Origin of the sequence: Faecalicatena contorta, assembly GCF_003149105.1 — a bacterium.
Classification (GTDB): Bacteria; Bacillota; Clostridia; order Lachnospirales; family Lachnospiraceae; genus Muricomes; species Muricomes contortus_C.
On the sequence record NZ_QGDS01000020.1, the window covers coordinates 1 to 22,845 of the forward strand.

The window sequence follows — 22,845 nt, forward strand, 5'->3', positions numbered from 1 at the left end:
CTGCGGTTTGTCCCCTCCTTTTCCTGTCGGTCATTACTCTCATAACCCAGATGATCTTTCATTTCTCCCTGAAGCATTGATTCAAACATAGGGCCGAAGATATCTTTCAAAGCATCCTGCATGTCTCCGACGTTTTCCGGTTGGTACTGATTCAGTATTGCCTGTACCAGTGCATCTTTTTTAGGGTCACGTTTTCTTCTTGCCATAGTAGTTCTATCCTTCCTTTTCTCTGTTGTTTAGTTTAACATATCCTGACAAAAAAACAGAGTGTGAAGTTCATTTTGAACTTACACACTCTATCTTACACTCCCTCAAAATCCGAAACGCTTACAGGTGGTTCTAAACAAGTCCTTGATGCACTTACAACAATTCAGTCGAGTCTAACGAGTGTGTCTGTTTCGACTGAGCAGTTAGAACAATTAACGGGTAGCTCGGCTTCCATTAAGCAGGGAATAAGTAATCTCTATGATGGAGCAGTAACGCTACAGACAAATCTATCTTACGAATCATATAAAGCGGCAATGAATCAGAATGGATTAGATCTAAATCAGTTAAAAGCGGGAAATAGTGCGGCAATTACATCATTGTCGGAACAGATTGCTAATCTGCAGGTATCTCTGGAACAACTAAAAAGTATTCCAGGATATGAAAGCAATGAAGAAAATGCTGCAAAGGTTTCCGATTTGGAAAATCAGATTACAAGTCTCAGTAACATTGTGACACTGTTAACCGGAAACAATGCAGCAATTGGTGGGACGGAAACTTATTTTAATACGGTTTCATCTGGGGTCGCTTCACTTGTAAACGGGCTGTCTGACTTAAAAACAAATTATGAAGCATTTGATAGTGCGATTGTTTCTTTGGCAAATACATTGTCAGGATTGGCAGTAAATATGAGCACATTAAAGAGTGGAATTGATCAACTTGTTAATAATTACACCATGTTAGATACAGGAATCAATGAGTATACATCAGGGGTTGCTACTGTTGCTGCCAGTTATTCACAATTGGTGGATGGAGTCAGCACATTTGCATCTGGAAGTAAGGAGCTATTAGAGGGGGCAGGAACATTAAAGCAGGGCACAGCAGAGTTGTATAATGGAATTGTAACCTTATGTGACGGAACAACTGAATTACATGACGGAACAAGTGAATTTTATGAGAAAACATTAGATATGGATACGCAGGTGGAGGATTCAATTGATGAGATGATAGCTTCTATATCTGGTGAAGAAACCGAAATAGTATCCTTCGTATCTGAGAAGAATAAGAAGGTAGAATCTGTTCAGTTTGTAATTAAGACAGCTGCAATTGAAAAGGAAGATGTTGCAGAAGTTACCGAAACAGTAACTCAAAAAATGAATTTTTGGCAGAAAATTTTAAATTTGTTCGGGCTATATTGAGACAATTCATACAGTATTGCATCCAACATTCCAGTTGGCGGTACGGGATAACATTATTCGTAATAATCCAAGTGACGGAGTTATGGCACAAGTTAAGAAACAACCGGTATGAAGAAACAAGAATCAATTCAAAATTTAGCATACAGATTAGATGTATTTTAGGAAAGAGTCCAATTTGGACTGGCAGAGAGTACGAAAAAGTGTGTGCCATACGACAATAGTACGACAAACTAATAGGGATTAAGGGCTTTCATTAAAGAATGCTTCGCTTTTTTATTTATCAAGGATGGCTTAATAAAGGGAAATGCGTTATAATAAATTAAACTGACGTATAAGCCTGGCGATGAAAAGTTTGAGCTAAGAAATTAAAAGGACATTTTCCAACTATATGGAGAATGTCCTTTTTCTGTTGTTATGGTAAAAAACAAAATAAAAGAGGTAAGCTATGGAAAACCCATGCAAGTAAAAAGATTCATTATCTGCCTTGAAATGTTATAGAAGATGTCTATTCGTCCGGTGTATATATGTAAATAAACAATTAGACGAAAACATACCGGGGGTGGTAACATCAGGTTGGTTGTCTAAAAAGTAACATATATACAGGGAGGATAAGATGAACGAGATTGATTTTGGACAGACGGGATTTGGAACCTGCGTTATCCACGCAGGCCAGGGACCGGACAAAGTTTACGGCGCGCTGGCAACGCCTATTTACCAGACCTCTACATTCTGCTTTGAGACTGTTGAGCAGGGCTCTTCGATTTTCAGCGGAGAGACACAGGGATACGCATATTCCCGGGGCGGTAATCCTACCGTAGCCGCGCTGGAGACAAAGATTGCCGCTTTGGAGTGCGGAGAATCTTGTGTGGCAACGGCATCTGGGATGGGAGCGGTAGGCGGCGTTGTGCTTGGGGCACTGGCAGCCGGAGACCACGCCATCTGCGGTGAATGCGTATACGGATGTACAGACGTTGTATTCCGGGAGACATTGAGTAAGTTGGGGATTGAAGTTACATATGCGGATACGAATGACCTGGACGCAGTGAAGGCGGCAATCCGCGAGAACACGAAGCTGATTTATTTTGAGACTCTGACGAATCCGACCATGGAGCTTACAGATATTTCGGCTATTGCAGAGATTGCACATGAGCATGGAATTATAGTGGCAGTGGATAACACATTTACACCGCCCCCAGAGGTATATCCGCTGAAGGAAGGCGCAGATCTGGTGCTTCACAGTTGCACGAAGTACATCAACGGACACGGTGATGTAATTGCCGGTGCAATCATCGGAAGAGAAGAACTGGTGACACCGATCCGTAAGAATATCACCTCTAAGATCTGCGGTACGACACCGAGTCCATTTGATGCATACCTCATGCTTCGGGGAATGCAGACGATGGAGCTTCGTATGGCACGTCACTCAGAGAATGGAATGGCAGTTGCAAAGTACCTTGAGGGTATTCCCTATGTAAAGAAGGTTTACTATCCAGGGCTTGAGAGCCATCCGCAGCACGAACTAGCCGGGAAAATCATGCACGGGAACTTTGGCGGCCTCATTTCATTTGAACTGAAGGATGAAGTGAATGGGATGGACGGATTTACCGCCTGCAAGAAGATGGTAAATGCGCTAAAGCTTGCATCTATTGCTGTAAGTCTCGGAGATCCGGAAACGCTCATCCAGCATCCGGCAAGTATGACACATGCAAATATGTCGCCTGAGGCGCGGGCAGAGGCTGGAATCAAGGATGACCTGATCCGTCTGTCTGTAGGTCTGGAAAATGCAGAGGATATCATTGCCGATTTCCAGCAGGCTTTTGCAGTCTTATAGATAGTTTTGTAAACTGATGTAGATTCAGAAAAAGAGGATAACAGTACAAATGAGTGAAATTAAAATTACAGATCTTTCCTTCGCATATAAGGATCAGCCGGAGCGTCTGATTCTGAAGGACATCAGTGTAGAAGTGGAACATGGAGAGTTTGTATGTCTTCTTGGACAGTCCGGATGTGGAAAGAGTACATTTTTAAGATTGCTGGCAGGCCTTGAGGCTCCTGCTAACGGTGTAATCCAGGTGAACGGGGAAGATATGAAGGGCGCAAGCCTGAACCGGAGTGTGGTATTCCAGGATTATGGACTCTTTCCGTGGATGACGGCCGGAGAAAATATTATGCTGGCCCTCGAGCAGAAGTATCCGAAGAAGAGCAAAAAGGAACTGAAAGGGATTGCAGTTGATATGCTGGCCAAGGTTGGACTTGATGGGACGGTATTCAAGAAGCTTCCCAAGGCGCTGTCCGGTGGTATGAAGCAGCGGTGTGCGATTGCGAGGTCATTAAGTATCGATCCGCCCATCCTTCTGATGGATGAGCCTTTTGGAGCATTGGATGCGGTTACCCGTGCCAAGCTGCAGGATCTTCTGGTTGATTTGTGGAATAACGAGGATGAGAAGAAAACCGTATTTTTCGTAACCCATGATGTGGATGAGGCCATTCTTCTCGCCAACCGCATTCTCGTATTTGGTCAGTCTCCGAGTAACATCATATACGACAAGAAGGTGCCGGGTGATATGCATGCGACCAGAGAAAGTATCTTTGACAATCCGGATGTTCTGAAACTTAGGAATGAACTGATCTACTACATTAACCGTGATGTAGCGGAACGCACCAATAAAGTACAAAACAACTAGCACATTTTGTATAGAAATCAGACAGTGAAAAAATGGAGGAAGAACAGATGAAGAAAAGAATTGTATCCATTCTGCTTGTGGCAGTGATGGCACTTGGCCTGACTGCCTGCGGAGGCGGAAATAAAGAATCCGACAGCAAGTCGGAGGACACGAAGAAGGCAGATGTAGGTTCGGTGACAAAGGACTCCTACGATCCGGAGAAAACGGATGTTGTGTGGGCTCAGGGGATTAGTGGCAATGTACTCGTAACACTTGCGACTCAGCTGGGATATTTTGAGGATGTTGGGCTGAATGTGAAAGAAGTGCCGCTGGATGACGGGCAGTTACAGGGAGTTTCGGATGGACAGGTGGATATAGCATCCAACTCTGGAACGAATGAGCCTCTTCAGATGATTGCATCTGGGGATGATATTGCAATCATCGGAGGATTTATGCTGGAAGGCTGTATGCCGATTATTGCGAAAGAAGGAACCGTATGGAACGGACCTACCGATTTCGTGGGTAAGAAGGTTGGAGGCTCTCCGACAACCTATGCTATCACAAGCAAGATTCATGAGGCAGGATACGATATCAACAATGACATTCAGTGGGTGCCGTTTGATAACGACGCAGATAAGATTGCAGCAATCCTGAACGGACAGATTGATTACGCTGTTATGGGAACTGGCCGTATGTATATGATTCAGAATACAGAGGGAATTGGTATCATGGCTTACTGTGATGATGTGACACCGAACTATTCCTGCTGCCGTATGGTAGCACGCAATTCATGGGTACAGGAGAATCCTACTACAGTTAAGCTTCTCAATGAGGCACTGCTCCGTGCACAGTGCTACTTTGAGGCAAACAGAGATGAGTGTGCAGAGATTATGTCTGAAGTGTTAGCTGCAGATCTTGACTATGTAAAGGCCTATATGGATGAGACTGAGCACTATGAGCTGAACGTTGCGACCGTTAAGAAGACTGTTGTAGATAACTGGCATTTCCAGCGTGAGGTGGGACTTATCGATGCAGATATGGATGACAGCGTAATTGAGGATGTGGTATATGATAATCTCTACAAGGCTGCTCTTGACGCATGTGTGGACAAGTATTATGATGATGATCCGGATTTCTGGGACAGCCAGGTACAGATGTATGAGGAACTGCAGTAGTTGGATAGGAATGTGGGGTAATATATTTTGGAAAAGGTTCTTGGTTATGTAAAAAAATATTGGCTGACAGTGGCATTTGGAGCAGGACTTGTACTCCTCTATAAGCACATATCCGACAACAAAGTATTCGGCTCTATGATGTTTCCGACAATTGAAGAGATCTGGGCAGCGTTCGTAAGTGAGCGGACAGTCATGTTGAAGAACATGCTGGCGTCATTCGAGCTGCTGATTCCATCCATTGGAATCACGCTGATGATTGCGCTGGTCGTGGGTGTGATTTTAGGAATGAGCAAGTATCTGCGAGATGCACTGCATCCTTTTATCTACGCATTTAGCTGCGTGCCGGCCATTTTGCTCTCTCCGTTTGTAATCCTGATTGCGGGAAATTTCTGGATTTCCTCAATATTCCTGATTTTTTACGGAACCGTGTGGGCAACCCTGTTTGCTACCATCACCGGAATTGAGACGATTGACAAGCGGTACCTGGATAATGCCAGGACACTGGAGTTAAAAGGTGTTAAGTTGATGTTTAAGGTGATTCTTCCGGCAGCCAGCCCGTCTATCATAGGAGGCTTTGTCAATTCTCTGAGAAGTTCCTTCGTTATGCTGGTATTTGCGGAGATGTATGGGGCAAGCTTCGGACTTGGATTTTATGTCCGAAGGTACTTTGATTACGGTCTGTATGCAAATGTGTGGGCCGGGTTTTTATTCATGGTATTGGTTTTGGTCTGCGTGATGATGTTGTTTGAGCAGCTGAAGAATTATCTGTTGAAATGGACGGCGTAAGAAGTATGATAGAACAATATTTGCACGGACTTAAAGTCCCGGAGGATGAACTGACCGCGCTGGAGCGAAGCAGGCTCTTAAGCGAGGGAAAAGAAGTTGACCGGATTCTGTGCTGCATCGATTCAGGGGAGACATTGGCTCCCCTGATTGGATGTACGCTGACGGAATATTATTTTTCTTCGGAGAAAATGTGTGCGCTGGAAGAGTATATTTATGAGAAATATCATTCTGATGGAGCCGGGATATCCATAACTCTCCGCGGAATGGCGGAGGCCATGGGGACGAAGATTAAGTATTCAGATTATAACATTGCCCAGGTGGAGACACCTGCCATAAAAAGCCTGCAGGAAGTGAATCGTTTGGGGCTGGTAGATGTGGATAGGGACGGCAGGCTCCCTATTATTTTGGAAGGACTCAGGCTGGTCAAAAAGAAGCTGGGAGATAAAGTCCCTGTCAGCGGAACTGTGACCGGCCCTTTTACTATTGCAGCTATGCTGGTCGGTGCAGAGACTTTGCTGAAGGGAATGATGAAGCATCCGGATCAGGTGCTCCAGATGATGGAGATTATCACAGAGAATAATAATCTCTACATTCAGAGGCTTCTGGATATGGGTGTCGGAGTTGGGTTTGCAGATCCCATGAGTTCTACCTCTCTTTTGCGTGTGTCCCAGTATGAGAAGTTTTCCCTTCCGTTTTTCCAGAGGAATGTGAATTATATTAAGAACCAGGGCGGAGGATGTGGACTGCACATCTGCGGCACCAGCCGGAAGCTGTGGGAGAAACTGATTTCCACCGGAATCGGTACATTTGGTCCGGATAATGTGGAGGATATGGAAGAGGCCAAACAGGTGCTGGGCCCTTATATGTGCATCCAGGGAAATGTTCCGCCCGTGGATGTAATGCGCATGGGAAGTCCTCACGATGTGCTTCGCTCTGCCAGGGAGTGTATCCGAAAGGCATACGATTCACCGAAGGGGTATGTGCTGACATCTGGATGTCAGACACCCATGAACACGCCGGAGGAAAATATGATGGCACTTATGGATGCGGCGAGGATTTTCGGACGTTATCCGATTAATCAGGAACTCCTGTGGATGGAGGATTAGTTAATGGCTCGCAGAAGTGAACTGGGGCTTACACCAAATCTTTTCTGGAATGCCTCTGAGAAGTGGCTTATGTTCGTATAGCCTATAGCATATGCGGTCTGGCTTACGTTACAATTCCCTTCTTGAAGCAAAGAAAAAGCCTTTTCCAATCGTTGTTCCCGAACAAATTCATAAACGGTTTTTCCAAAATATACCTTGAAAAGCCGCTTCAATTTACAATCATTCATCTGGATGATGCGTGATAATTCAAGTAAAGTCGGAGGAGTTTCCAGCCGGTTTAAAAGAACTTCGCGGGCGTAAACCAATCGCTCTATATCAGATTTAGATATTTCACAAAAGCGTTCATCCAAAGAATCCTTACAAAGCAGCCTCTCTATATTCAGAGACAGCAGTTCCAGAATATAACTCTCCAGCAAAAGTCTGTTCAGGGCTCCGGACCCATTTGAAAAGCATGAATCCAGCTTATTTATAATGCTTTCTTCCTGGGCATCACTTTTAAAATCGCAACGGTAATAAGCTTCCTTTTGAAAAGAACGAAATCCTATATTGCTCTTTCCGCAGACAGCTTCACAAAAACAATCAAATGCAGAAGGGCTGACCCAGATAGAATATAGCTGAATGTTATCTCCTCTATCGTACTCTGAATGGCTGACAGCTTCTCCCAAAAACCCAAGTGAGGCATATCCAGGGCGAAGTTCAACCGGTGTCCGGTTTACTTCTCCATGCAAGGTATTCTTTCGGGTATAAGATAACTCGAATATAGGAGCAGTTGATTCTGATTTTCTGCAAATATTATTTTCCAGGGTACCGGTAGATAGCATAATATGTAAATCAGGTCGAACGGATATACGTTCTTTAGGAAAAATATTTGAATTTTCAAATTTTAATGGCAAATATGACATTTTATCAATCCTTAATATTTCGTGATATAAGAAACAAAACAAGGGTAAGGTACTCTTTTGTATTAATTATAAGTTAGACGCGTCTAACTTGTCAAGAAAAGTTTATTCGTATTGTCCGTCTTGGGGTAAAAAGAATCCGTTTGGGGGTAGAAGAGTTTTCTCATATTCCTTATACTCATCATGGTTAGTGATATCTAACTAAAGATTGTAAAATTAGATTACATATAGGAGGATCAAAATGAAGAAAAAGTTTATTATTCCGATTTGTTTTATTTTAGTATTACTTATGGCTGCCTGCACAGCCACACCAAACAGTTCGGAAAAAACCGGTCAGCAAACGAATTCAAACGAAGAGGCTGATTCGAATGATACTGTAAAAACGATTGAGGATATGAAGGGAACAGCTGAGATTCCTAAAAACCCACAGCGCATTGTAGACGTATCGGGGTCAGCAGATGAATTGATTGTTATGGGGGTTCCATTTATCGGTTCAGCAAATACCAGTATGTTTGACGGCGTGACAGTGCCGGATTACCTTCAAGACTACTTTAGGAAAAATGAAGTTGAAGTAGTGGGAAATTATTCTGGAACTATGGATTTAAATCTGGAAAAGATAGCAGAATTAAAACCGGATCTTATTATTATGAACATCCGTCATGAAAAGGTGTACGACCAGCTAAAGGCTATTGCTCCTACGGTCATGCTCAGCGATGATATTAATTTTGTAGATTGGCGCGGACGCTTTCAGCAGCTGGGTGAGTGGTTTGGCAAAGAGGACGTTGTGGCAGAGTGGCTTGAGACCTACGATGCAAAAGCTGCTGAACTTGCTGAACAGGTAAAGGCTGCCGTTGGTGATGAGTCCTTTGCGGTTATTGAAGCGAACTCAGTGCATTTTGGCTCTTATTATGTTTATCGGACAGCAGGGCCTGGTGATCTTATTTTCAATGAATTGAAGCTGAAGCCTTCAGCAGGCGTGCCTGAAAATGTCTGGGGTGAAGTTGTAGATGCAGAATACTTTTCCAAGATTGACGCAGAACATATTTTTTACTTTAGTGATGATGGAAAACTTGGAGATACAGCGAACAGTCCTACCTGGCAGAATCTGAAAGCTGTAAAGAATGGGAATGTGTACTATGGGCTGAATAACAATCAATATAATATGGCTTACACACCCAATGGAAAATTACTCTATATGGAGAAGATGGCGCAGGCTATTATAAACCACACAAATGTTGATGATGAATAAAACGTTTAAAGAAAGGACCTTCCTAAAAAACACCGCAATTCATACAAAAGTGGGTTATACATTTTTAATACTCTTTATGATTGTCATACTAATATTGTTTGTCTTGTTATCCGTTAGTACAGGTGTTGCCGGAGGAGATCTTAGAATATTAATTCAAACCCTTTTTCTCCAGCATAACCCTTCCGAAATTGGAAGGGTTATGCTGGAGATGCGTATGCCAAGAGCACTGGCTGCGTGTTTTACTGGTGCGGCGTTTGCCCTTGCGGGAGCTATTATGCAAGGGGTCACGAGAAACCCATTAGCTGATTCCGGACTTTTGGGAATTAACGCCGGAGCAGGGTTTTTTGTTGCTGTTACCACCGTCCTTTTTCCTTCCATTCCAATTTTCGGTACAATGTTTTCCGCATTTCTTGGGGCAGCGGCAGCTGTCCTTATGGTATATGGGCTAGGCATGGGAAAGCAGAAGTCTGGAACAATACGGCTGATTTTAGCCGGTTCTGCTGTTTCTGCCTTATTAACGGCTCTCAGCCAGGGAATATCACTTACTTTTGGTATTTCTAAAAATCTATCCTTTTGGACGGCAGGTAGTATGTCTGGTATTACATGGACGCAGATTAAGATAACCATGCCATGCATCATGGGTGCGGCATTAATCGGATTTTTTCTTTCGGGGAAATTGTCCATATTGGCACTTGGTGAAGAAACTGCTGCAGGGCTTGGGATAAACATACGGGCAGTGCATCTGACCGGCATTGTGGTTGTCTTGGTTCTGGCAGGAGTGAGTGTATCGACAGTAGGCGGGATTTCATTTTTAGGGCTGATTGTACCGCACTCCGCCCGTCTGCTGGTAGGATCTGATTACCGGAAAATATTACCTGCATCAGCACTCTTAGGAGCAATTTTACTGGTAGCCGCCGATATAGCAGCACGCACGATTCATGCTCCTTTTGATACCCCTGTGGGTGCACTTGTATCGGCAATTGGCGTTCCAGTTTTTTTGGCTCTGACCTATCAAAAGAAAGGAACCGTTATATGAACAAACGAACCCGGCAGAGGCTGCTGCCAGGGCTGATTCTGTCAGTAACCTGTGCTGCAATCCTGTTTTCTATAAACTGTGGGTATCTAAAAATACCATATGAAAATGTCTTAGAAAGTCTTATTCATCCAGACAGCCCTGAAGCATCGGTTGTGTTGCTGCAAATTCGGATGCCACGTATTATTTTGGCTGTTTTGTGTGGAATGGGGCTGGCTCTGTCTGGCTGTACATTGCAGGCAGTGACAGGAAATCATCTGGCTGATCCGGGAATCCTTGGCATCAACGCTGGTGCAGGATTCTCGGTGATGCTTTTTCTGACATTCTTTCCTTCTCTGCATATTAGCAGCATGATTTACCAACCACTGTTTGCCTTGGCAGGCGGCCTTTTGGCAGCGGTGCTGCTATATGGTTTTTCTAAAAGGAATGGGAAGATACGGCCTGATTATCTGTTATTGGGCGGAATTGGTGTTTCAGCCGGATTTTCTTCTTTGATGCTCATTCTGGCTGCCGACATGGATAGCAGTAGCTATCAATTGGTGGCAAGATGGCTGGCAGGGAACATCTGGGGCAGCAGCTGGCATCAGATTCATGCGCTGATTCCTTATTTGTTAATTCTGATTCCCTTATTGCTTACCAGAGTTAATGTGCTGGATATTCTTCTCCTTGGTGAAGAAACTTCTCTGGCGTTAGGCGTCCGGGTAGAAAAAGAGCGGAGAATTCTCTTGATTGTTGCGGTTGCTCTGGCAGCCAGTTGTATTTCCGTCAGCGGAGGAATTGGATTTGTCGGTTTGGTGGCACCTCATGTATCCAGGAGACTTGTAGGGCCACGCCATTCTTATCTTCTCCCGGTCTCTATGCTTATCGGCGGGCTTTTCCTGTTATTGGCGGATACTATAGGCCGCTCTTTATTTCAACCGATAGAAATACCAGCAGGTATCATGATTTCCATTTTCGCTGCGCCCTATTTTCTATACCTGCTTCGTAAGCAGATTTAAGGAGGTAAAATATTATGCAAGCTTGTATTACAGCAGACAAGTTATCTGCGGGTTATGGCAGCGTTTTGGTTTTTCATAATCTCAACTTTGAAATCCCTGCAGGACAGATTACAACATTAATTGGTTCAAATGGTTCCGGTAAATCTACCATTCTCAAAACCATGTCAAGAATCATTGCCCCATCAAGCGGTGTTGTGTATTTGGATGGTGAATCTATACACAAAATGCCTACAAAGCTGGTTGCACAAAAGCTGGCCCTGTTACCTCAAAGCGCACAGACTCCTGGGGGGATATGTGTGCGGGATCTGGTAGAATACGGAAGGTTCCCTTATCGCACAAAGCTGTCCGGCATGACACAAAAAGACAGAGAAGTGATTGATTGGGCGTTGTCCTGCACGAATATGGAAAAACTGGAAAAGCGGGAAATGGATCAGCTTTCCGGAGGTCAACGGCAACGGGGCTGGATTGCCATGGCACTGGCGCAGAAAACAAATATTTTGTTTTTGGATGAACCGACTACCTATTTGGATATCTCACATCAACTCGAAATACTTCAGCTACTAAGGAAATTAAATATAGAGCAGGGCGTAACGGTTGTCATGGTTTTACATGATTTAAACCATGCCGTTATGTTTTCTGATTACCTTATAGCCATAAAGGATGGTGACAAGTATTGTGACGGCACCCCTGAGGCGGTTATAAAGCCGGAAACAATCCGGAAGGTTTTTGGTGTGGAGGCAGAAGTGATACGGCATCCTGTGCTGGATGTGCCGGTATGTCTTCCATATGGGGTATGCGGTTAACTATTTGAAAATAAAAAATAAACAAAAGGAGGATTAGCACTTGACCATTTGCCAAGCCGGTGGTAGAATAAGACCATCGGTTAAACCACTGGTCTAAAAATAGAGAGGGCGAATAGATGGCAATACGAACAGATGATGTCACTGAGAAATTGCTTGAGTGTGCAAAAGAGGAATTCCTTGAAAACGGATATGAAAATGCGTCTTTGCGGACGATTGCTGCGAAAGCAGGATCAAGCAAAGGCTCTATCTATTTTCGCTTTACGGACAAGGAAAGCCTGTACCGTGAATTAGTTCAGCCGGTAGTGGACGGTTTTTGCGGTCTGCTGGGTATGATGCTTGGCGAATTTGAGGCGATGTCTGGAACTGAACAAAAGGAGCGGGCCATATCTTACGCAGATGGTGGATTCCCTCAAATCGTTGACTATATTTACGAACACTTTGATATGTTCAGGCTGCTGATGATGAGTGGAGAAAACAAAGCGGCGCAGGAGTTGATGCACCGCATTGTCGAGATTGATGTTGCGTGTACCATGCAATTTATTGAGCAGACAGGAAATGATGCTGTTTCGTCCGGCAGATTAACGGCGGATTTAGCGCACCTTTTGTCCAGTGCTTTTTACTCTGGCGTGTTTGAAGTAGTGGTGCATGATATGCCGCAGGAGCAAGCTAACATACATATTCAGCGGATGCGCCTTTTTTACAATGCCGGTTGGAAAAGTATCCTGGAGGGAACTGGAGGAGATATCAGTTGAAGGGGCGAATTGACTCGGAGGGTTGGGTTCATTGCCCAATCTGTGGGAATAAATCCAGAACAAAAGTATATCCGGAAACAGTGTTGATAAAATTCCCGCTCTTTTGCCCAAAGTGCGGGCAGACACATATTGTGGGAATACAACATAATAAAATAGTTTCAGTAGAGCCAGACGCTAAGACGCAGAGCCGATAATTTGCAGGGAATATTCCCGTGAATTATCGGCTTTTTTTGCGGTGGCGGTTAGCTGAGACTAACAAAATGGAGGAGGAGATTATCTTTGAAACAGCAAAATCCATTTTCACGGCTGATGCAATTTATCCGCCCCCACCGGGCAGGATATCTGTATTCAGTAATAACGGCTGTATTGGGAGTGGCCTGCGGCCTGGTTCCCTATTTCGCAGTAGCCCGTATGGTAAACTTTTTGATAGCGGGGAATACAAACTTTTCTACATATATCATTTGGGGAATTGTGGCGTTGGCTGCTTTCCTTCTCAAATCCATATTTCATGGGATGTCCACCCACGCATCTCATAAGGCGACTTTTTTCGTCTTATCAGAGATCCGGCGCTGCCTTGCGTCAAAGCTCACCCGGATTTCGATGGGCTACTTAACAGATACACCATCCGGAAAAATAAAAAATGCAATGGTAGAGCGAGTGGAGCAAATGGAGGTTCCTCTTGCCCACATCGTTCCCGAAATGACTGCAAATCTGCTGGTTCCATTTGCCATTGTCATATATCTGTTTACACTGGATTGGCGGATGGCTCTGGTGTCTTTAGTTACAATCCCTGTGGGGATGCTGTGTTATATGGCACAGATGAAAGAATATCCCAAAAAGTATGGTGCGGTGATGCAGGCGGGTAAGCATATGAGCGCTACTACAGTTGAGTACATAAATGGCATTGAGGTAATAAAAGCATTTAATCAAAGCGCAGCATCCTATGCGAAATTTACCGATGCGGTTCATAAGAATGCGGAATTGATTTTGGATTGGATGAAATCAACCCAGGGCTATTCCGCCCTGATGATGACAATTTGGCCTGCTGTTCTCATTGGAATACTGCCGGCTGGTTGTGTTTTCTACATGAACGGCTCTCTGGATGCCTCCACCTTTATTACTATTATGATTCTTGCGCTGGGCATTGTAGGTCCTCTGATAGCAGCCATTTTCCTGACAGATGAATTTTCAAAAATCGGCACGATTGTTGGTGAGATCAGCGCAATATTAGAGGAACCTGATTTGAACAGGCCATTACAAAGACAGCAGGTGAATAATACAGACATCACTTTGCAGGATGTGAAATTTTCATATAAAGATACACAGGTTTTATGCGGCATTAACCTGAAGATACGGCAAGGAACAACTACTGCATTGGTTGGGCCATCCGGCAGTGGAAAGTCCACGATTGCGAAACTCATTGCATCCTATTGGGATGTGGACGGCGGCTCTGTCACGATTGGAGGAATTGCGATAAAGGACCTGCCGGCCGAACAAGTAATGGACCTAATCGGCTATGTATCCCAAGATAATTTTCTTTTCAATATATCAGTGCGTGAAAATATCCGCATGGGCAAGCCTGACGCCACTGACAATGAAGTGGAAGCCATAGCTAAAGCTGCCGGCTGCCATGAGTTTATCTCAGGGCTTGACCGTGGATATGACACCACAGTGGGTGGTGCCGGCGGGCATCTGTCTGGTGGAGAGCGGCAGCGCATCGCCATAGCACGCGCTATGATGAAAGATGCGCCTATTGTTATCCTCGATGAAGCAACATCCTATACAGACCCCGAAAATGAAGCAGTGATACAAGATGCTGTGAATCGGCTTACCAAAGGCAAGACACTGATTGTAATCGCCCACCGCCTATCTACAATAACCGGAGCGGATCAGATTGCCGTTGTAGAACACGGGAAAATCCTGGCTGCGGGAACACATGAAGAACTATTGGTTCAATGCCCGCTATATAACCGGATGTGGACTGCTCATACACAAGCTAAAGACACAGATCAGGCAGAAAGGGGGAATTAAAATGCTGGATGCTTATAAACGTTTCTTTGCCTTCTCGGGTAAACAAAAGAAGACCTGGTATAAAGGGATGACATTTGAACTCCTCCGCAGCGTCTTTGAATCGCTTCAATTTATGGCTCTGCTGACCGTATTAAAAGCATTGGTAGAACAAAGCGTTGTCCCTGCTACAGCATGGACAGCTTTGGGGATTATGGTGTTAAGCGTGGCCGGTGCTTCAGTCTGCTGGTATCTGGCACATGGAAATGAGGGCCGGGCAAGCTATCGCATGTGCGAAGAAAAGCGTATTAGCATAGGTGAGCGCATGAAATATATGCCGATGGGCTACTTCAACAGTCAGAGCCTTGGCAGTCTGACAGCGGCAGCTACCTCAACAATGGAGGACTTAGAGGCAATGGCGTTTGCGGTTGTTGCAAGAACAATGGTTGGGATGATCCGAACCTCTGTCTTTTCCATCGCCATCCTGATTTTTGATTGGCGTATTGGTTTGGTGTTTATGGCGGGGATGCTTTTGTTCCTGTTGGTAAACTCCCGCCTGCTTAAAAAGTCGAGAGAGTTATCCCCCGGACGATTGCAGGCACAAACAAAACTTGTTGACTCGGTTCTGGAATATATTCAGGGAATGAGTGTGGTCCGGGCATTTCATGGCGATAAAGCTGCCAACCAGACTTTGAATCATACCATTGACGAAACCCAGCATCAAAATTTTAAGCTGGAAAGCAAGCGCATCCCTTATAACGTATTGGAACATGTTGTTTTAAGGGCTGCCTCTGCTGCTGCCATTCTTCTGTCGATATGGTTATTCCTGAATGGAACAATGTCTTTGATAACTTGCCTTATGATGACAGTTTCTGCGTTTTTAGTATACAGCGAATTGGAATCTGCTGGTGAAATGTTCTTTATGCTGCCGATGATTGACGCTTCCATTGGCCGTGTTGAGCAAATTGACACTACACCAAGAATGGATGAGCATGGCTCAAAGCAAAAGATTGATTGTCATGATATTGTTTTTGAAAATGTGGAGTTTTCCTACGGAGAACGAAAAATTATTGACAATGTGAGTTTCACAATTGAAGAAGGTACTACAACAGCCATAGTTGGCCCGTCCGGTTCCGGCAAAACAACGCTGACTAGCTTAATGGCCCGTTTTTGGGATGTTGACAAAGGTTCCATAAAACTAAGTGGAACAGATGTCAGGGAATATGCTCTGGACAGTCTGATGGCAAATTTCAGTATGGTGTTCCAGCAGGTATACCTGTTTAATGACACCATTGCAAATAATATTAAGTTTGGAAAACCGAATGCTTCCCACGATGAAGTAGTGGCTGCCGCCAAAGCAGCACGCTGCCATGATTTCATTGCAGCTATGCCGGATGGATATGACACTGTGCTTGGTGAAGGCGGCGCAACCGTTTCTGGTGGAGAAAAGCAGCGTATATCCATAGCCCGTGCCATGCTGAAGGATGCGCCTATCATTATTTTGGACGAAGCAACTGCCAATGTTGACCCGGAGAATGAGGCTGATCTTCAAGAGGCCATCGAGGCGCTGACCCAAAACAAAACTATTATTATGATAGCCCACCGATTAAAAACAGTGATGAACGCAGATAAAATTCTTGTTATTGATAACGGAAAAATTGTACAAACGGGCAAGCATGATGAGTTGATTAACATCCCCGGTATTTATGCTAATTTCATCGGCGTCAGAAAGAAGGCAATCGGGTGGAAGTTAATGAGCCAGGAGGACTTGTCATGAGAACAGGTGATTATTTTTTCAAACAAGTAATAAGTAAAATCGCTATGCTCATCATCGTTTTGTGCGGCGCAACGTTATTGGCTTTTTTATTTTCAAACCTTTCCCCCACTGATCCGGCAGAGGCGTTTGTGCGGCGCACAACATCAAATCCGACGCAGGAACAGATTGCAATTGTCCGTGAAGAAATGGGACTTAATAAACCTTTCACGGAACAGTATTTTGGCTGGATTGGAAACGCCCTTCAAGGCAACCTGGGAATTTCTCTCAGAACGCGTATTCCGGTTGCAGAAGAGCTTCCAGGCACTCTTTTTGCCACTCTCAGCCTGGCTGGGATGGCTACACTTTTTGCCGTTATTTTTACGGTACCGAACAGTATATATGCTGCTGCCCATAAAGACCGGACTTTCGATCAGGCAACAAAGATAACGACGATATTCGGAATGTCACTGCCGAACTTCTGGATTGGAAGTATGCTGCTTGTGCTTTTCGCAGTTGCACTCCCCATCTTCAATGTAGTTGATTTTGGGAATATAAAGAGTACGATTCTTCCTGCACTGGCACTGGCGGTTCCCATGGCGGCTGCAAGTATAAGGGTTCTTCGTTCAAACCTGATCAGCAGTTATCAGAGTGATTTTGTTACTTATGCCCGTGCCCTTGGCTTGCCCGAATCCAAAATAAACAGAATGGTACTAAAGGATTCCCTTCCGCCGATGATTACACTGTTGTTTCAGCAGTTTGGCTTTACTCTGGCAGGAAGTGCAGCAGTGGAAGGTGTGTTTTCATGGCCTGGCATCGGCTCGTATATGGTTTCCGGAATTCTTGCCCGTGACCTTCCTGTCATAAATGCGTGTGTTCTTGTAATTGCTGTTTTGTTTGTTCTGATTAATTTTGCGGCTGATATGATTAACCTGGCGATTGGCCGTGATATGGAAAACGGAAAGGAGGGCTTCCGTGTATAAAAGCATACTTCGAAATCCACAAGCTGTTGTAGGCATAATCATGATCCTGATTGTTTTGACCGCCGCAATATTTGCCCCCAATTTAGCTCCCAACGATCCGAATGAAGTTGATATTTACAACACATTTGCAAAACCAAACAGAGGGTACCCTTTGGGAACAGACGAGATGGGGCGCTGCATACTTTCACGATTACTTTCCGGAGCCTCTCATTCTATGGGAATTGCCATACCCGCACTATTGATTCTAACGGTATTCAGCACAGCTCTTTCCGTGACCTGCGCATATGCCGGAGGATTATTAGATAAGGTCTTTAATATCGTGTGCAATATTTTTATGGCATTTCCTCCTATCCTTGTGGCGGTAACGCTGGTCGGCTCTCTGGGGAATGGGTACTGGAACATCATGTTTTCCCTGCTGTTTTCCATGTGGGTATGGTACGCGCGGGTAATCCGAACCTATGTGCTGCAGGAAAAGGGCAAGGATTATATTGTTGCCTGCCGTGTTTCCGGATGCAACAACCGCAAAATATTGACACGGCATATTCTTCCGAATATCCTTCCTCATCTGCTCGTTTATTTCAGTACCGGGATTGCGTCTATTATCCTGACGATATCTATTTTTGCCTATTTGGGGCTTGGATTTGCAACTGGAACTGCGGAATGGGGTTCCATGTTCAGCACTGCTGCCAGCCACCTCCAAACACACCCGGTATTGCTTGTTTACCCCGGCATTTGCATTATTTTTACAGCAGCCGGTTTTAACCTCTTTGGTGAGGCACTTCGGGATATTTTATCCAGGGAGGAAGCGTGATGGGAAATATTTTAGAGATAAAGGATTTACATGTGCGCCTTAAAAAAGGTGGTAAAGAGCTTGTGCGTGACGTCAATCTTTCTGTAAACAATGGCCAGACTCTGTGCATTATCGGAGAGAGCGGCAGTGGAAAGACCATGACAAATAAAGCATTACTGGGCATTCTGAATCCTAATGTATTTGAGGTTTCAGGAAGCTGTATATTTTGCGGCCAGGAGCTTATCGGAATGAAGCCGGAGGCATTGGCGCAGATACGCGGTAACGATCTGGCGATTATTATGCAGAACCCCATGACGGCCTTTGCACCAACTACCCGCGTTGGCAGGCAAATGGCAGTGCCATTGCTTGTACATGGTAAAGCGGACAAGCGTACAGCGTATGAAAAAATTATGCAGATGCTGGAAAAGATGAATCTGCCCCAGCCCGAGAAAATTATACGGAGCTATCCCCATGAATTATCGGGAGGGATGCTTCAACGTGTCATGATTGCGCTTACACTGCTTTTAGAACCGCGGATGATCATTGCTGACGAATCCACCACGGCGGTGGATGCAGTTTCTGAGGAAATCATTTTGCAGGAGTTTGTGCGAATAAAAAAGCTGGGCATATCGCTTCTTGTCATTACCCATGATTTTGGCGTTGCGGCTGCGCTGGCTGATTATATTGTTGTTATGAAAGACGGTGTGTTGATAGAAGAAGGCCTGCCACAGCAGATTTTCACTGCCCCGTCCCATGAGTATACGAAGGAACTACTTGGTGCAAGTCTTTTAACGGAGGGAAATTATGCTAAAAGCATGTGATGTAATCAAGTACTATGCGGAATCGGGCAGGCCGGGTCATGTCTGCCATGCGGTCAACGGCATCTCGATGAATTTTGAGGGAAATACGGTCTATTCCCTCGTAGGTGAAAGCGGCAGCGGGAAAAGTACTCTGGCAAGAATGCTGGCGTTTGTGGAGCGCCCTACCAGTGGGGACATTGAAATAGACGGCAAATCTGTTTTTGCATACGGCAAAACCGGACTTCGGGCAAAACGTGCTGATATTCAGCTTGTTATGCAGGACGGGCTTAGTTCCCTTGACCCCAGGCAAACGGTAGAGCAAATATTGGCCGAGCCATTAAAAGACCTGATGGGAATGGGCATGGCTGAATGCACAGTGCGTATCCGTGAGTTGGCAAATCTGGTGGGCTTACCGGAAGAGCTGCTCACGAGAAGGCCCAGGACGCTTTCGGGCGGCCAGCAAAAACGTGTTTGTATCGCAAGAGCAATCAGTGTCAAACCAAAACTCATTATTTTCGATGAGTCCTTGAGCGGTCTGGATGTTACTCTGCGAAAACAAATTATGGATTTACTGATGAAACTAAAGGAGGAACTACAGTGCAGCTATTTGTTTATCACCCATGATATTGAAGTGGCTATGTACCTTTCCCAAGTTATCATTGTAATGAAAAACGGACAAATCGTTGAAACAGTGAAGGATGTCCGCAGCTATGATGATTTCACCCATAGCTATTCCAAAAGCTTGGTGAAAGCCTTAATGTTTAAGAAAACTGCGCTTCAAACGATCAGTTGCGTTGTTTTTGATAAAAAATATATTTCTTAAAGGAGGATTTAATTTATGAACAAGAAGTTTTTTGCCACCTTACTCGCTATTGCGGTAATCGTGATGTCTTTAGCAGGCTGCTCGCCGTCCCAAGAGGAAAATCAAGATAAAACAAAAACCATTACGATTGCGGAATCTAACGATTTTGTGGGTGGTTTTGCCTCAATATACGGGCCTGAGCAGGGCAGCTCATTGAGCTATTACTATTATGTGGGGAATTTTTATGAACCGCTTGTGAAATATGAAAACGGAGAGTTTCTTCCCGGACTTGCAAAAGAATGGAAAATTTCGGATGATGGGAAAGTATATGCCTTTTCTTTAGAAGAGGGCATTCTGTTCTCTGACGGCACTGAGCTGACTGCTGAGGTTGTGAAACTAAATCTTATGAACACCAATACAATACTAGGCTCGGCTGCAGCTAACTACGGTATGCTGAACAGCCTGATTGAAGACATTGTTATCGTAAATGACTATGAGTTTGAAATGCACCTTTCACAACCCTATTATGCCACGCTTGTGAATCTGGCTATGGTTATGCCGCGTGGGATCATGGCTGCTGCTGCCTTCAATGAAGACGGCACTATGTCTGATGCTTTAAAAACATCTACCTATGGTACTGGACCTTACATGTATGCCGGTGAAAACAATCAGGATCGTTCCTATACGTTTGTCAGAAATCCGCATTACAACCGCACCCTGCCTGAACTGGACGAGTTTACAGTAAAAGTAATTGAAGAAAATGAACCGAAGGCTCTTGCTCTCAAAAGTGGTGAGGTTGACCTGATTATTGGCGCTGATAATATCTCTTACGATACATTTGACAGTATTTCCAGTGAAAATGGCTATGCAGGAATGGTCTCGGAAGTACATAGTCTTACAGAGTTTTTGACACTGAATCCGGCTGCTGCTCCTTTTGATGACATCAATGTCCGTCAGGCGGTGCATTACGCATTGGACAAGGAAGGCATCGTAAATAGCCTTTTTGGCGGACATCGAACTGTTGCCGATACAATTATGGACACGAACCTGCCCTATTGCGATATATCTGTCACACCCTATGATTACAATGTGGAGACCGCAAAAACACTTTTGGCCGATGCGGGCTGGGCAGACAGCGACGGTGACGGCATTCTTGAAAAAGATGGTGCAGTACTTTCGGCTGAATTGAAATATGTCTCCAATACACTGAACGATAAAACCGCTTTGGCTATTCAGGCTTCCCTTAAAGCGATTGGAATTGATGTGAAACTAACAGGCATGGAGCTCATGGCGTTCTTCGGGGATATTTATAGCGGCGGGGAGTTCTCAATGGCTTACTATGAGAGTTATGGCATTCTCTACGACCCCTTTACCTATGTTGCCAATATGAACCCGAATACAGACTATACACAGCCTTCCTATTCTACTGATCCGATGGTTGCAAAGGCCTTGCCGAGCATGGGCTATGATGCCGCTTATGAGCTTATCAGCGGTATTCCCACCTTGGTAGGTGATGAAAACATCAGGACAGTATTTCACGACGTACTTGAAGCTGCCCATACCGATTCTGTTCTTATTCCGGTTACCTATGTCAACGAATTGGTGATTTACAATAGCAATGTGATTGATGCATACAGCTTTGCAGGGGTTCCCTCACAGATCAATGTGGCGGGGATTACGTTGAAATAACAACTTAATGAATATGTTCGAGATTCTAAGAGCAGAGATTATTTGAAGATAAAGTATTTAGACAATAAAGGTATTGAATACATTTTGCTTTAACGCTATACTGAAAGAATAATCAGATTAAAGTATGGAAGGTATAGAGTTAAATGGCCGGAATTAAAGACGTTGCAAAAATGGCTGGAGTAGGGGTTGGTACTGTATCCAGGGTAATAAATAATAGCGGATATGTGGCAGAGGCAACAAGAGAAAAAGTTGAGGATGTCATGAAAACCCTTAATTATACGCCAAATGAATTGGCGAGAAATCTTTATCGAAAAAAAACAGGTATTGTTGCAGTACTGGTTCCAGATTCAGCACATCCGTTTTTTGCAGAATTCGTAAGGTCCGTGGAAATGGAATTATATCATCGCGGATATAAAACGATGATATGTAATACCGATAAAGTAAAAAATAGTGAAAGCGAATACTTACAAATGTTAAGGCAACGCGTTGTGGATGGCGTTATTACAGGTGTTCACTCTTTGGAAATAGCAGAATATCTTGATATTGAGCGTCCAATCGTTGCATTAGACCGCTTTATAGGTAATAAAATTCCAGTTGTATCTGTAGATCACAAACTGGGGGGCAGATTGGCAGCAGAAGAATTGATAAAAGCAGGATGCAGGGAAATCATTCAATTTCAAGGATCAAAGAGTGTTCAGTCGCCCTCTCAGGAAAGGCATACAGAATTTGAAAGAATCATAAACATGCATGGGATTACTTTACATTCTGTTGAATTAGGATGGAATAAATTTGAAACACCGTATTATGAAGAAATCGTAAGTCGCGTGTTTGGAGAATATTCCAATACAGATGGGGTGTTTGGAGCTGATTTGCTGGCTTTAGAATATATGAAGGTTGCACAGGAACAAGGAAAAAGGATTCCAGAAGACTTAAAAGTGATATGTTATGATGGTACTTTTGTGACAGATGTTGTGAGTCCTCCTGTTACAATTATCAGACAGCCAATTGAGCAGCTTGCACAAGAAAGCGTGAGATTAATTGATCATATGATTAATGGAAAAGAATATAAAAAAAGGATGGTTGAGTTTACACCAGAGTTAATAAGAAGAAAGAGCACGTTGTGAAGTATAAATAAAAATAAAAAGTAAATTCTA

21 protein-coding genes and 1 pseudogene are annotated in these 22,845 nt (G+C 44.1%); 20 read left to right on the forward strand and 2 right to left on the reverse strand.

Annotated elements, in window-relative coordinates; all coding sequences use genetic code 11:
- Positions 1–206, reverse strand: a pseudogene (locus A8805_RS19690) (IS256 family transposase); the annotation flags it as partial.
- Positions 207–941: 735 nt separating this feature from the next.
- Here A8805_RS19690 and A8805_RS23050 point away from each other — a divergent pair.
- The 6 genes from A8805_RS23050 (at position 942) to A8805_RS19720 (ending at position 7,133) form a co-directional block, all read left to right on the forward strand.
- The gene (locus tag A8805_RS23050) at positions 942–1,403 is read left to right on the forward strand and encodes a hypothetical protein (RefSeq protein WP_242992508.1); all 462 of its coding nucleotides are present in this window, start codon (positions 942–944) and stop codon (positions 1,401–1,403) included.
- Between the two features lie 613 nt (positions 1,404–2,016).
- Positions 2,017–3,234 (forward strand): trans-sulfuration enzyme family protein, encoded by a 1,218-nt coding sequence (locus A8805_RS19700; RefSeq protein ID WP_109714372.1) that lies wholly within the window; start codon positions 2,017–2,019, stop codon positions 3,232–3,234.
- 49 nt (positions 3,235–3,283) lie between these two features.
- Positions 3,284–4,087 (forward strand): ABC transporter ATP-binding protein, encoded by an 804-nt coding sequence (locus A8805_RS19705; protein WP_181392927.1) that lies wholly within the window; start codon positions 3,284–3,286, stop codon positions 4,085–4,087.
- 47 nt (positions 4,088–4,134) lie between these two features.
- Positions 4,135–5,241 carry an ABC transporter substrate-binding protein gene (locus A8805_RS19710; protein WP_109714376.1) on the forward strand — a complete coding sequence of 369 codons (1,107 nt, stop codon included), beginning with the start codon at positions 4,135–4,137 and terminating at the stop codon, positions 5,239–5,241.
- A 27-nt stretch (positions 5,242–5,268) separates the two neighbouring features.
- Positions 5,269–6,027 carry an ABC transporter permease gene (locus A8805_RS19715; RefSeq protein ID WP_181392928.1) on the forward strand — a complete coding sequence of 253 codons (759 nt, stop codon included), beginning with the start codon at positions 5,269–5,271 and terminating at the stop codon, positions 6,025–6,027.
- Positions 6,015–7,133: a uroporphyrinogen decarboxylase family protein gene (locus tag A8805_RS19720; RefSeq protein ID WP_242992497.1), complete on the forward strand. Its 1,119-nt coding sequence runs from the start codon at positions 6,015–6,017 to the stop codon at positions 7,131–7,133. Before A8805_RS19715 ends, A8805_RS19720 begins: the two co-directional genes overlap by 13 nt.
- Here the strand turns inward: A8805_RS19720 and A8805_RS19725 are convergent.
- On the reverse strand, positions 7,130–7,954 hold the full coding sequence (locus A8805_RS19725) for a helix-turn-helix domain-containing protein (RefSeq protein ID WP_242992499.1): 825 nt from the start codon (positions 7,952–7,954) through the stop codon (positions 7,130–7,132). The two genes, A8805_RS19720 and A8805_RS19725, sit on opposite strands and share 4 nt — an antisense overlap.
- A gap of 319 nt (positions 7,955–8,273) precedes the next feature.
- Here A8805_RS19725 and A8805_RS19730 point away from each other — a divergent pair, with 319 nt between their 5' ends.
- From A8805_RS19730 to A8805_RS19795, 14 genes are all read left to right on the forward strand, one after another.
- Entirely contained in the window at positions 8,274–9,281 is a 1,008-nt protein-coding gene (locus A8805_RS19730) for an ABC transporter substrate-binding protein (protein WP_109714380.1), read from the forward strand.
- A 76-nt stretch (positions 9,282–9,357) separates the two neighbouring features.
- Entirely contained in the window at positions 9,358–10,317 is a 960-nt protein-coding gene (locus A8805_RS19735; protein WP_242992501.1) for a FecCD family ABC transporter permease, read from the forward strand.
- Complete coding sequence (locus tag A8805_RS19740) at positions 10,314–11,312, forward strand: FecCD family ABC transporter permease (protein ID WP_109714382.1); 999 nt, start codon at positions 10,314–10,316, stop codon at positions 11,310–11,312. Before A8805_RS19735 ends, A8805_RS19740 begins: the two co-directional genes overlap by 4 nt.
- A gap of 14 nt (positions 11,313–11,326) precedes the next feature.
- Positions 11,327–12,115, forward strand: coding sequence for an ABC transporter ATP-binding protein (locus A8805_RS19745; protein WP_109714384.1), 789 nt, complete (start codon positions 11,327–11,329; stop codon positions 12,113–12,115).
- A 116-nt stretch (positions 12,116–12,231) separates the two neighbouring features.
- Entirely contained in the window at positions 12,232–12,867 is a 636-nt protein-coding gene (locus tag A8805_RS19750) for a TetR/AcrR family transcriptional regulator (RefSeq protein ID WP_109714386.1), read from the forward strand.
- An 8-nt stretch (positions 12,868–12,875) separates the two neighbouring features.
- Positions 12,876–13,061 carry a cysteine-rich KTR domain-containing protein gene (locus A8805_RS19755; RefSeq protein ID WP_109714454.1) on the forward strand — a complete coding sequence of 62 codons (186 nt, stop codon included), beginning with the start codon at positions 12,876–12,878 and terminating at the stop codon, positions 13,059–13,061.
- A 115-nt stretch (positions 13,062–13,176) separates the two neighbouring features.
- Positions 13,177–14,898, forward strand: a complete 1,722-nt coding sequence (locus tag A8805_RS19760; protein WP_109714456.1) for an ABC transporter ATP-binding protein — start codon at positions 13,177–13,179, stop codon at positions 14,896–14,898.
- 1 nt (position 14,899) lies between these two features.
- Positions 14,900–16,651: an ABC transporter ATP-binding protein gene (locus A8805_RS19765; RefSeq protein ID WP_109714388.1), complete on the forward strand. Its 1,752-nt coding sequence runs from the start codon at positions 14,900–14,902 to the stop codon at positions 16,649–16,651.
- On the forward strand, positions 16,648–17,610 hold the full coding sequence (locus A8805_RS19770) for an ABC transporter permease (RefSeq protein WP_207657734.1): 963 nt from the start codon (positions 16,648–16,650) through the stop codon (positions 17,608–17,610). Before A8805_RS19765 ends, A8805_RS19770 begins: the two co-directional genes overlap by 4 nt.
- Positions 17,603–18,421 (forward strand): ABC transporter permease, encoded by an 819-nt coding sequence (locus A8805_RS19775; RefSeq protein WP_109714390.1) that lies wholly within the window; start codon positions 17,603–17,605, stop codon positions 18,419–18,421. Before A8805_RS19770 ends, A8805_RS19775 begins: the two co-directional genes overlap by 8 nt.
- Positions 18,421–19,221, forward strand: a complete 801-nt coding sequence (locus A8805_RS19780) for an ABC transporter ATP-binding protein (protein WP_109714392.1) — start codon at positions 18,421–18,423, stop codon at positions 19,219–19,221. The genes A8805_RS19775 and A8805_RS19780 overlap by 1 nt, the downstream gene beginning before the upstream one ends.
- The gene (locus A8805_RS19785) at positions 19,205–20,023 is read left to right on the forward strand and encodes an ABC transporter ATP-binding protein (RefSeq protein WP_109714394.1); all 819 of its coding nucleotides are present in this window, start codon (positions 19,205–19,207) and stop codon (positions 20,021–20,023) included. Before A8805_RS19780 ends, A8805_RS19785 begins: the two co-directional genes overlap by 17 nt.
- A 15-nt stretch (positions 20,024–20,038) precedes the next feature.
- On the forward strand, positions 20,039–21,691 hold the full coding sequence (locus A8805_RS19790) for an ABC transporter substrate-binding protein (protein WP_109714396.1): 1,653 nt from the start codon (positions 20,039–20,041) through the stop codon (positions 21,689–21,691).
- 143 nt (positions 21,692–21,834) lie between these two features.
- Positions 21,835–22,815, forward strand: a complete 981-nt coding sequence (locus A8805_RS19795; RefSeq protein ID WP_109714398.1) for a LacI family DNA-binding transcriptional regulator — start codon at positions 21,835–21,837, stop codon at positions 22,813–22,815.
- Positions 22,816–22,845: the final 30 nt, after the last annotated feature.

What these genes read in the sequence shown, in the direction of transcription:
- A8805_RS23050 (WP_242992508.1), top strand. Translation starts at nt 942, where the DNA reads ATGTTAGATACAGGAATCAATGAGTATACATCAGGGGTTGCTACTGTT.
- A8805_RS19700 (WP_109714372.1), top strand. Translation starts at nt 2,017, where the DNA reads ATGAACGAGATTGATTTTGGACAGACGGGATTTGGAACCTGCGTTATC.
- A8805_RS19705 (WP_181392927.1), top strand. Translation starts at nt 3,284, where the DNA reads ATGAGTGAAATTAAAATTACAGATCTTTCCTTCGCATATAAGGATCAG.
- A8805_RS19710 (WP_109714376.1), top strand. Translation starts at nt 4,135, where the DNA reads ATGAAGAAAAGAATTGTATCCATTCTGCTTGTGGCAGTGATGGCACTT.
- A8805_RS19720 (WP_242992497.1), top strand. Translation starts at nt 6,015, where the DNA reads ATGGACGGCGTAAGAAGTATGATAGAACAATATTTGCACGGACTTAAA.
- A8805_RS19725 (WP_242992499.1), bottom strand. Translation starts at nt 7,954, where the DNA reads ATGCTATCTACCGGTACCCTGGAAAATAATATTTGCAGAAAATCAGAA.
- A8805_RS19730 (WP_109714380.1), top strand. Translation starts at nt 8,274, where the DNA reads ATGAAGAAAAAGTTTATTATTCCGATTTGTTTTATTTTAGTATTACTT.
- A8805_RS19735 (WP_242992501.1), top strand. Translation starts at nt 9,358, where the DNA reads ATGATTGTCATACTAATATTGTTTGTCTTGTTATCCGTTAGTACAGGT.
- A8805_RS19740 (WP_109714382.1), top strand. Translation starts at nt 10,314, where the DNA reads ATGAACAAACGAACCCGGCAGAGGCTGCTGCCAGGGCTGATTCTGTCA.
- A8805_RS19745 (WP_109714384.1), top strand. Translation starts at nt 11,327, where the DNA reads ATGCAAGCTTGTATTACAGCAGACAAGTTATCTGCGGGTTATGGCAGC.
- A8805_RS19750 (WP_109714386.1), top strand. Translation starts at nt 12,232, where the DNA reads ATGGCAATACGAACAGATGATGTCACTGAGAAATTGCTTGAGTGTGCA.
- A8805_RS19760 (WP_109714456.1), top strand. Translation starts at nt 13,177, where the DNA reads ATGCAATTTATCCGCCCCCACCGGGCAGGATATCTGTATTCAGTAATA.
- A8805_RS19765 (WP_109714388.1), top strand. Translation starts at nt 14,900, where the DNA reads ATGCTGGATGCTTATAAACGTTTCTTTGCCTTCTCGGGTAAACAAAAG.
- A8805_RS19770 (WP_207657734.1), top strand. Translation starts at nt 16,648, where the DNA reads ATGAGAACAGGTGATTATTTTTTCAAACAAGTAATAAGTAAAATCGCT.
- A8805_RS19780 (WP_109714392.1), top strand. Translation starts at nt 18,421, where the DNA reads ATGGGAAATATTTTAGAGATAAAGGATTTACATGTGCGCCTTAAAAAA.
- A8805_RS19785 (WP_109714394.1), top strand. Translation starts at nt 19,205, where the DNA reads ATGCTAAAAGCATGTGATGTAATCAAGTACTATGCGGAATCGGGCAGG.
- A8805_RS19790 (WP_109714396.1), top strand. Translation starts at nt 20,039, where the DNA reads ATGAACAAGAAGTTTTTTGCCACCTTACTCGCTATTGCGGTAATCGTG.
- A8805_RS19795 (WP_109714398.1), top strand. Translation starts at nt 21,835, where the DNA reads ATGGCCGGAATTAAAGACGTTGCAAAAATGGCTGGAGTAGGGGTTGGT.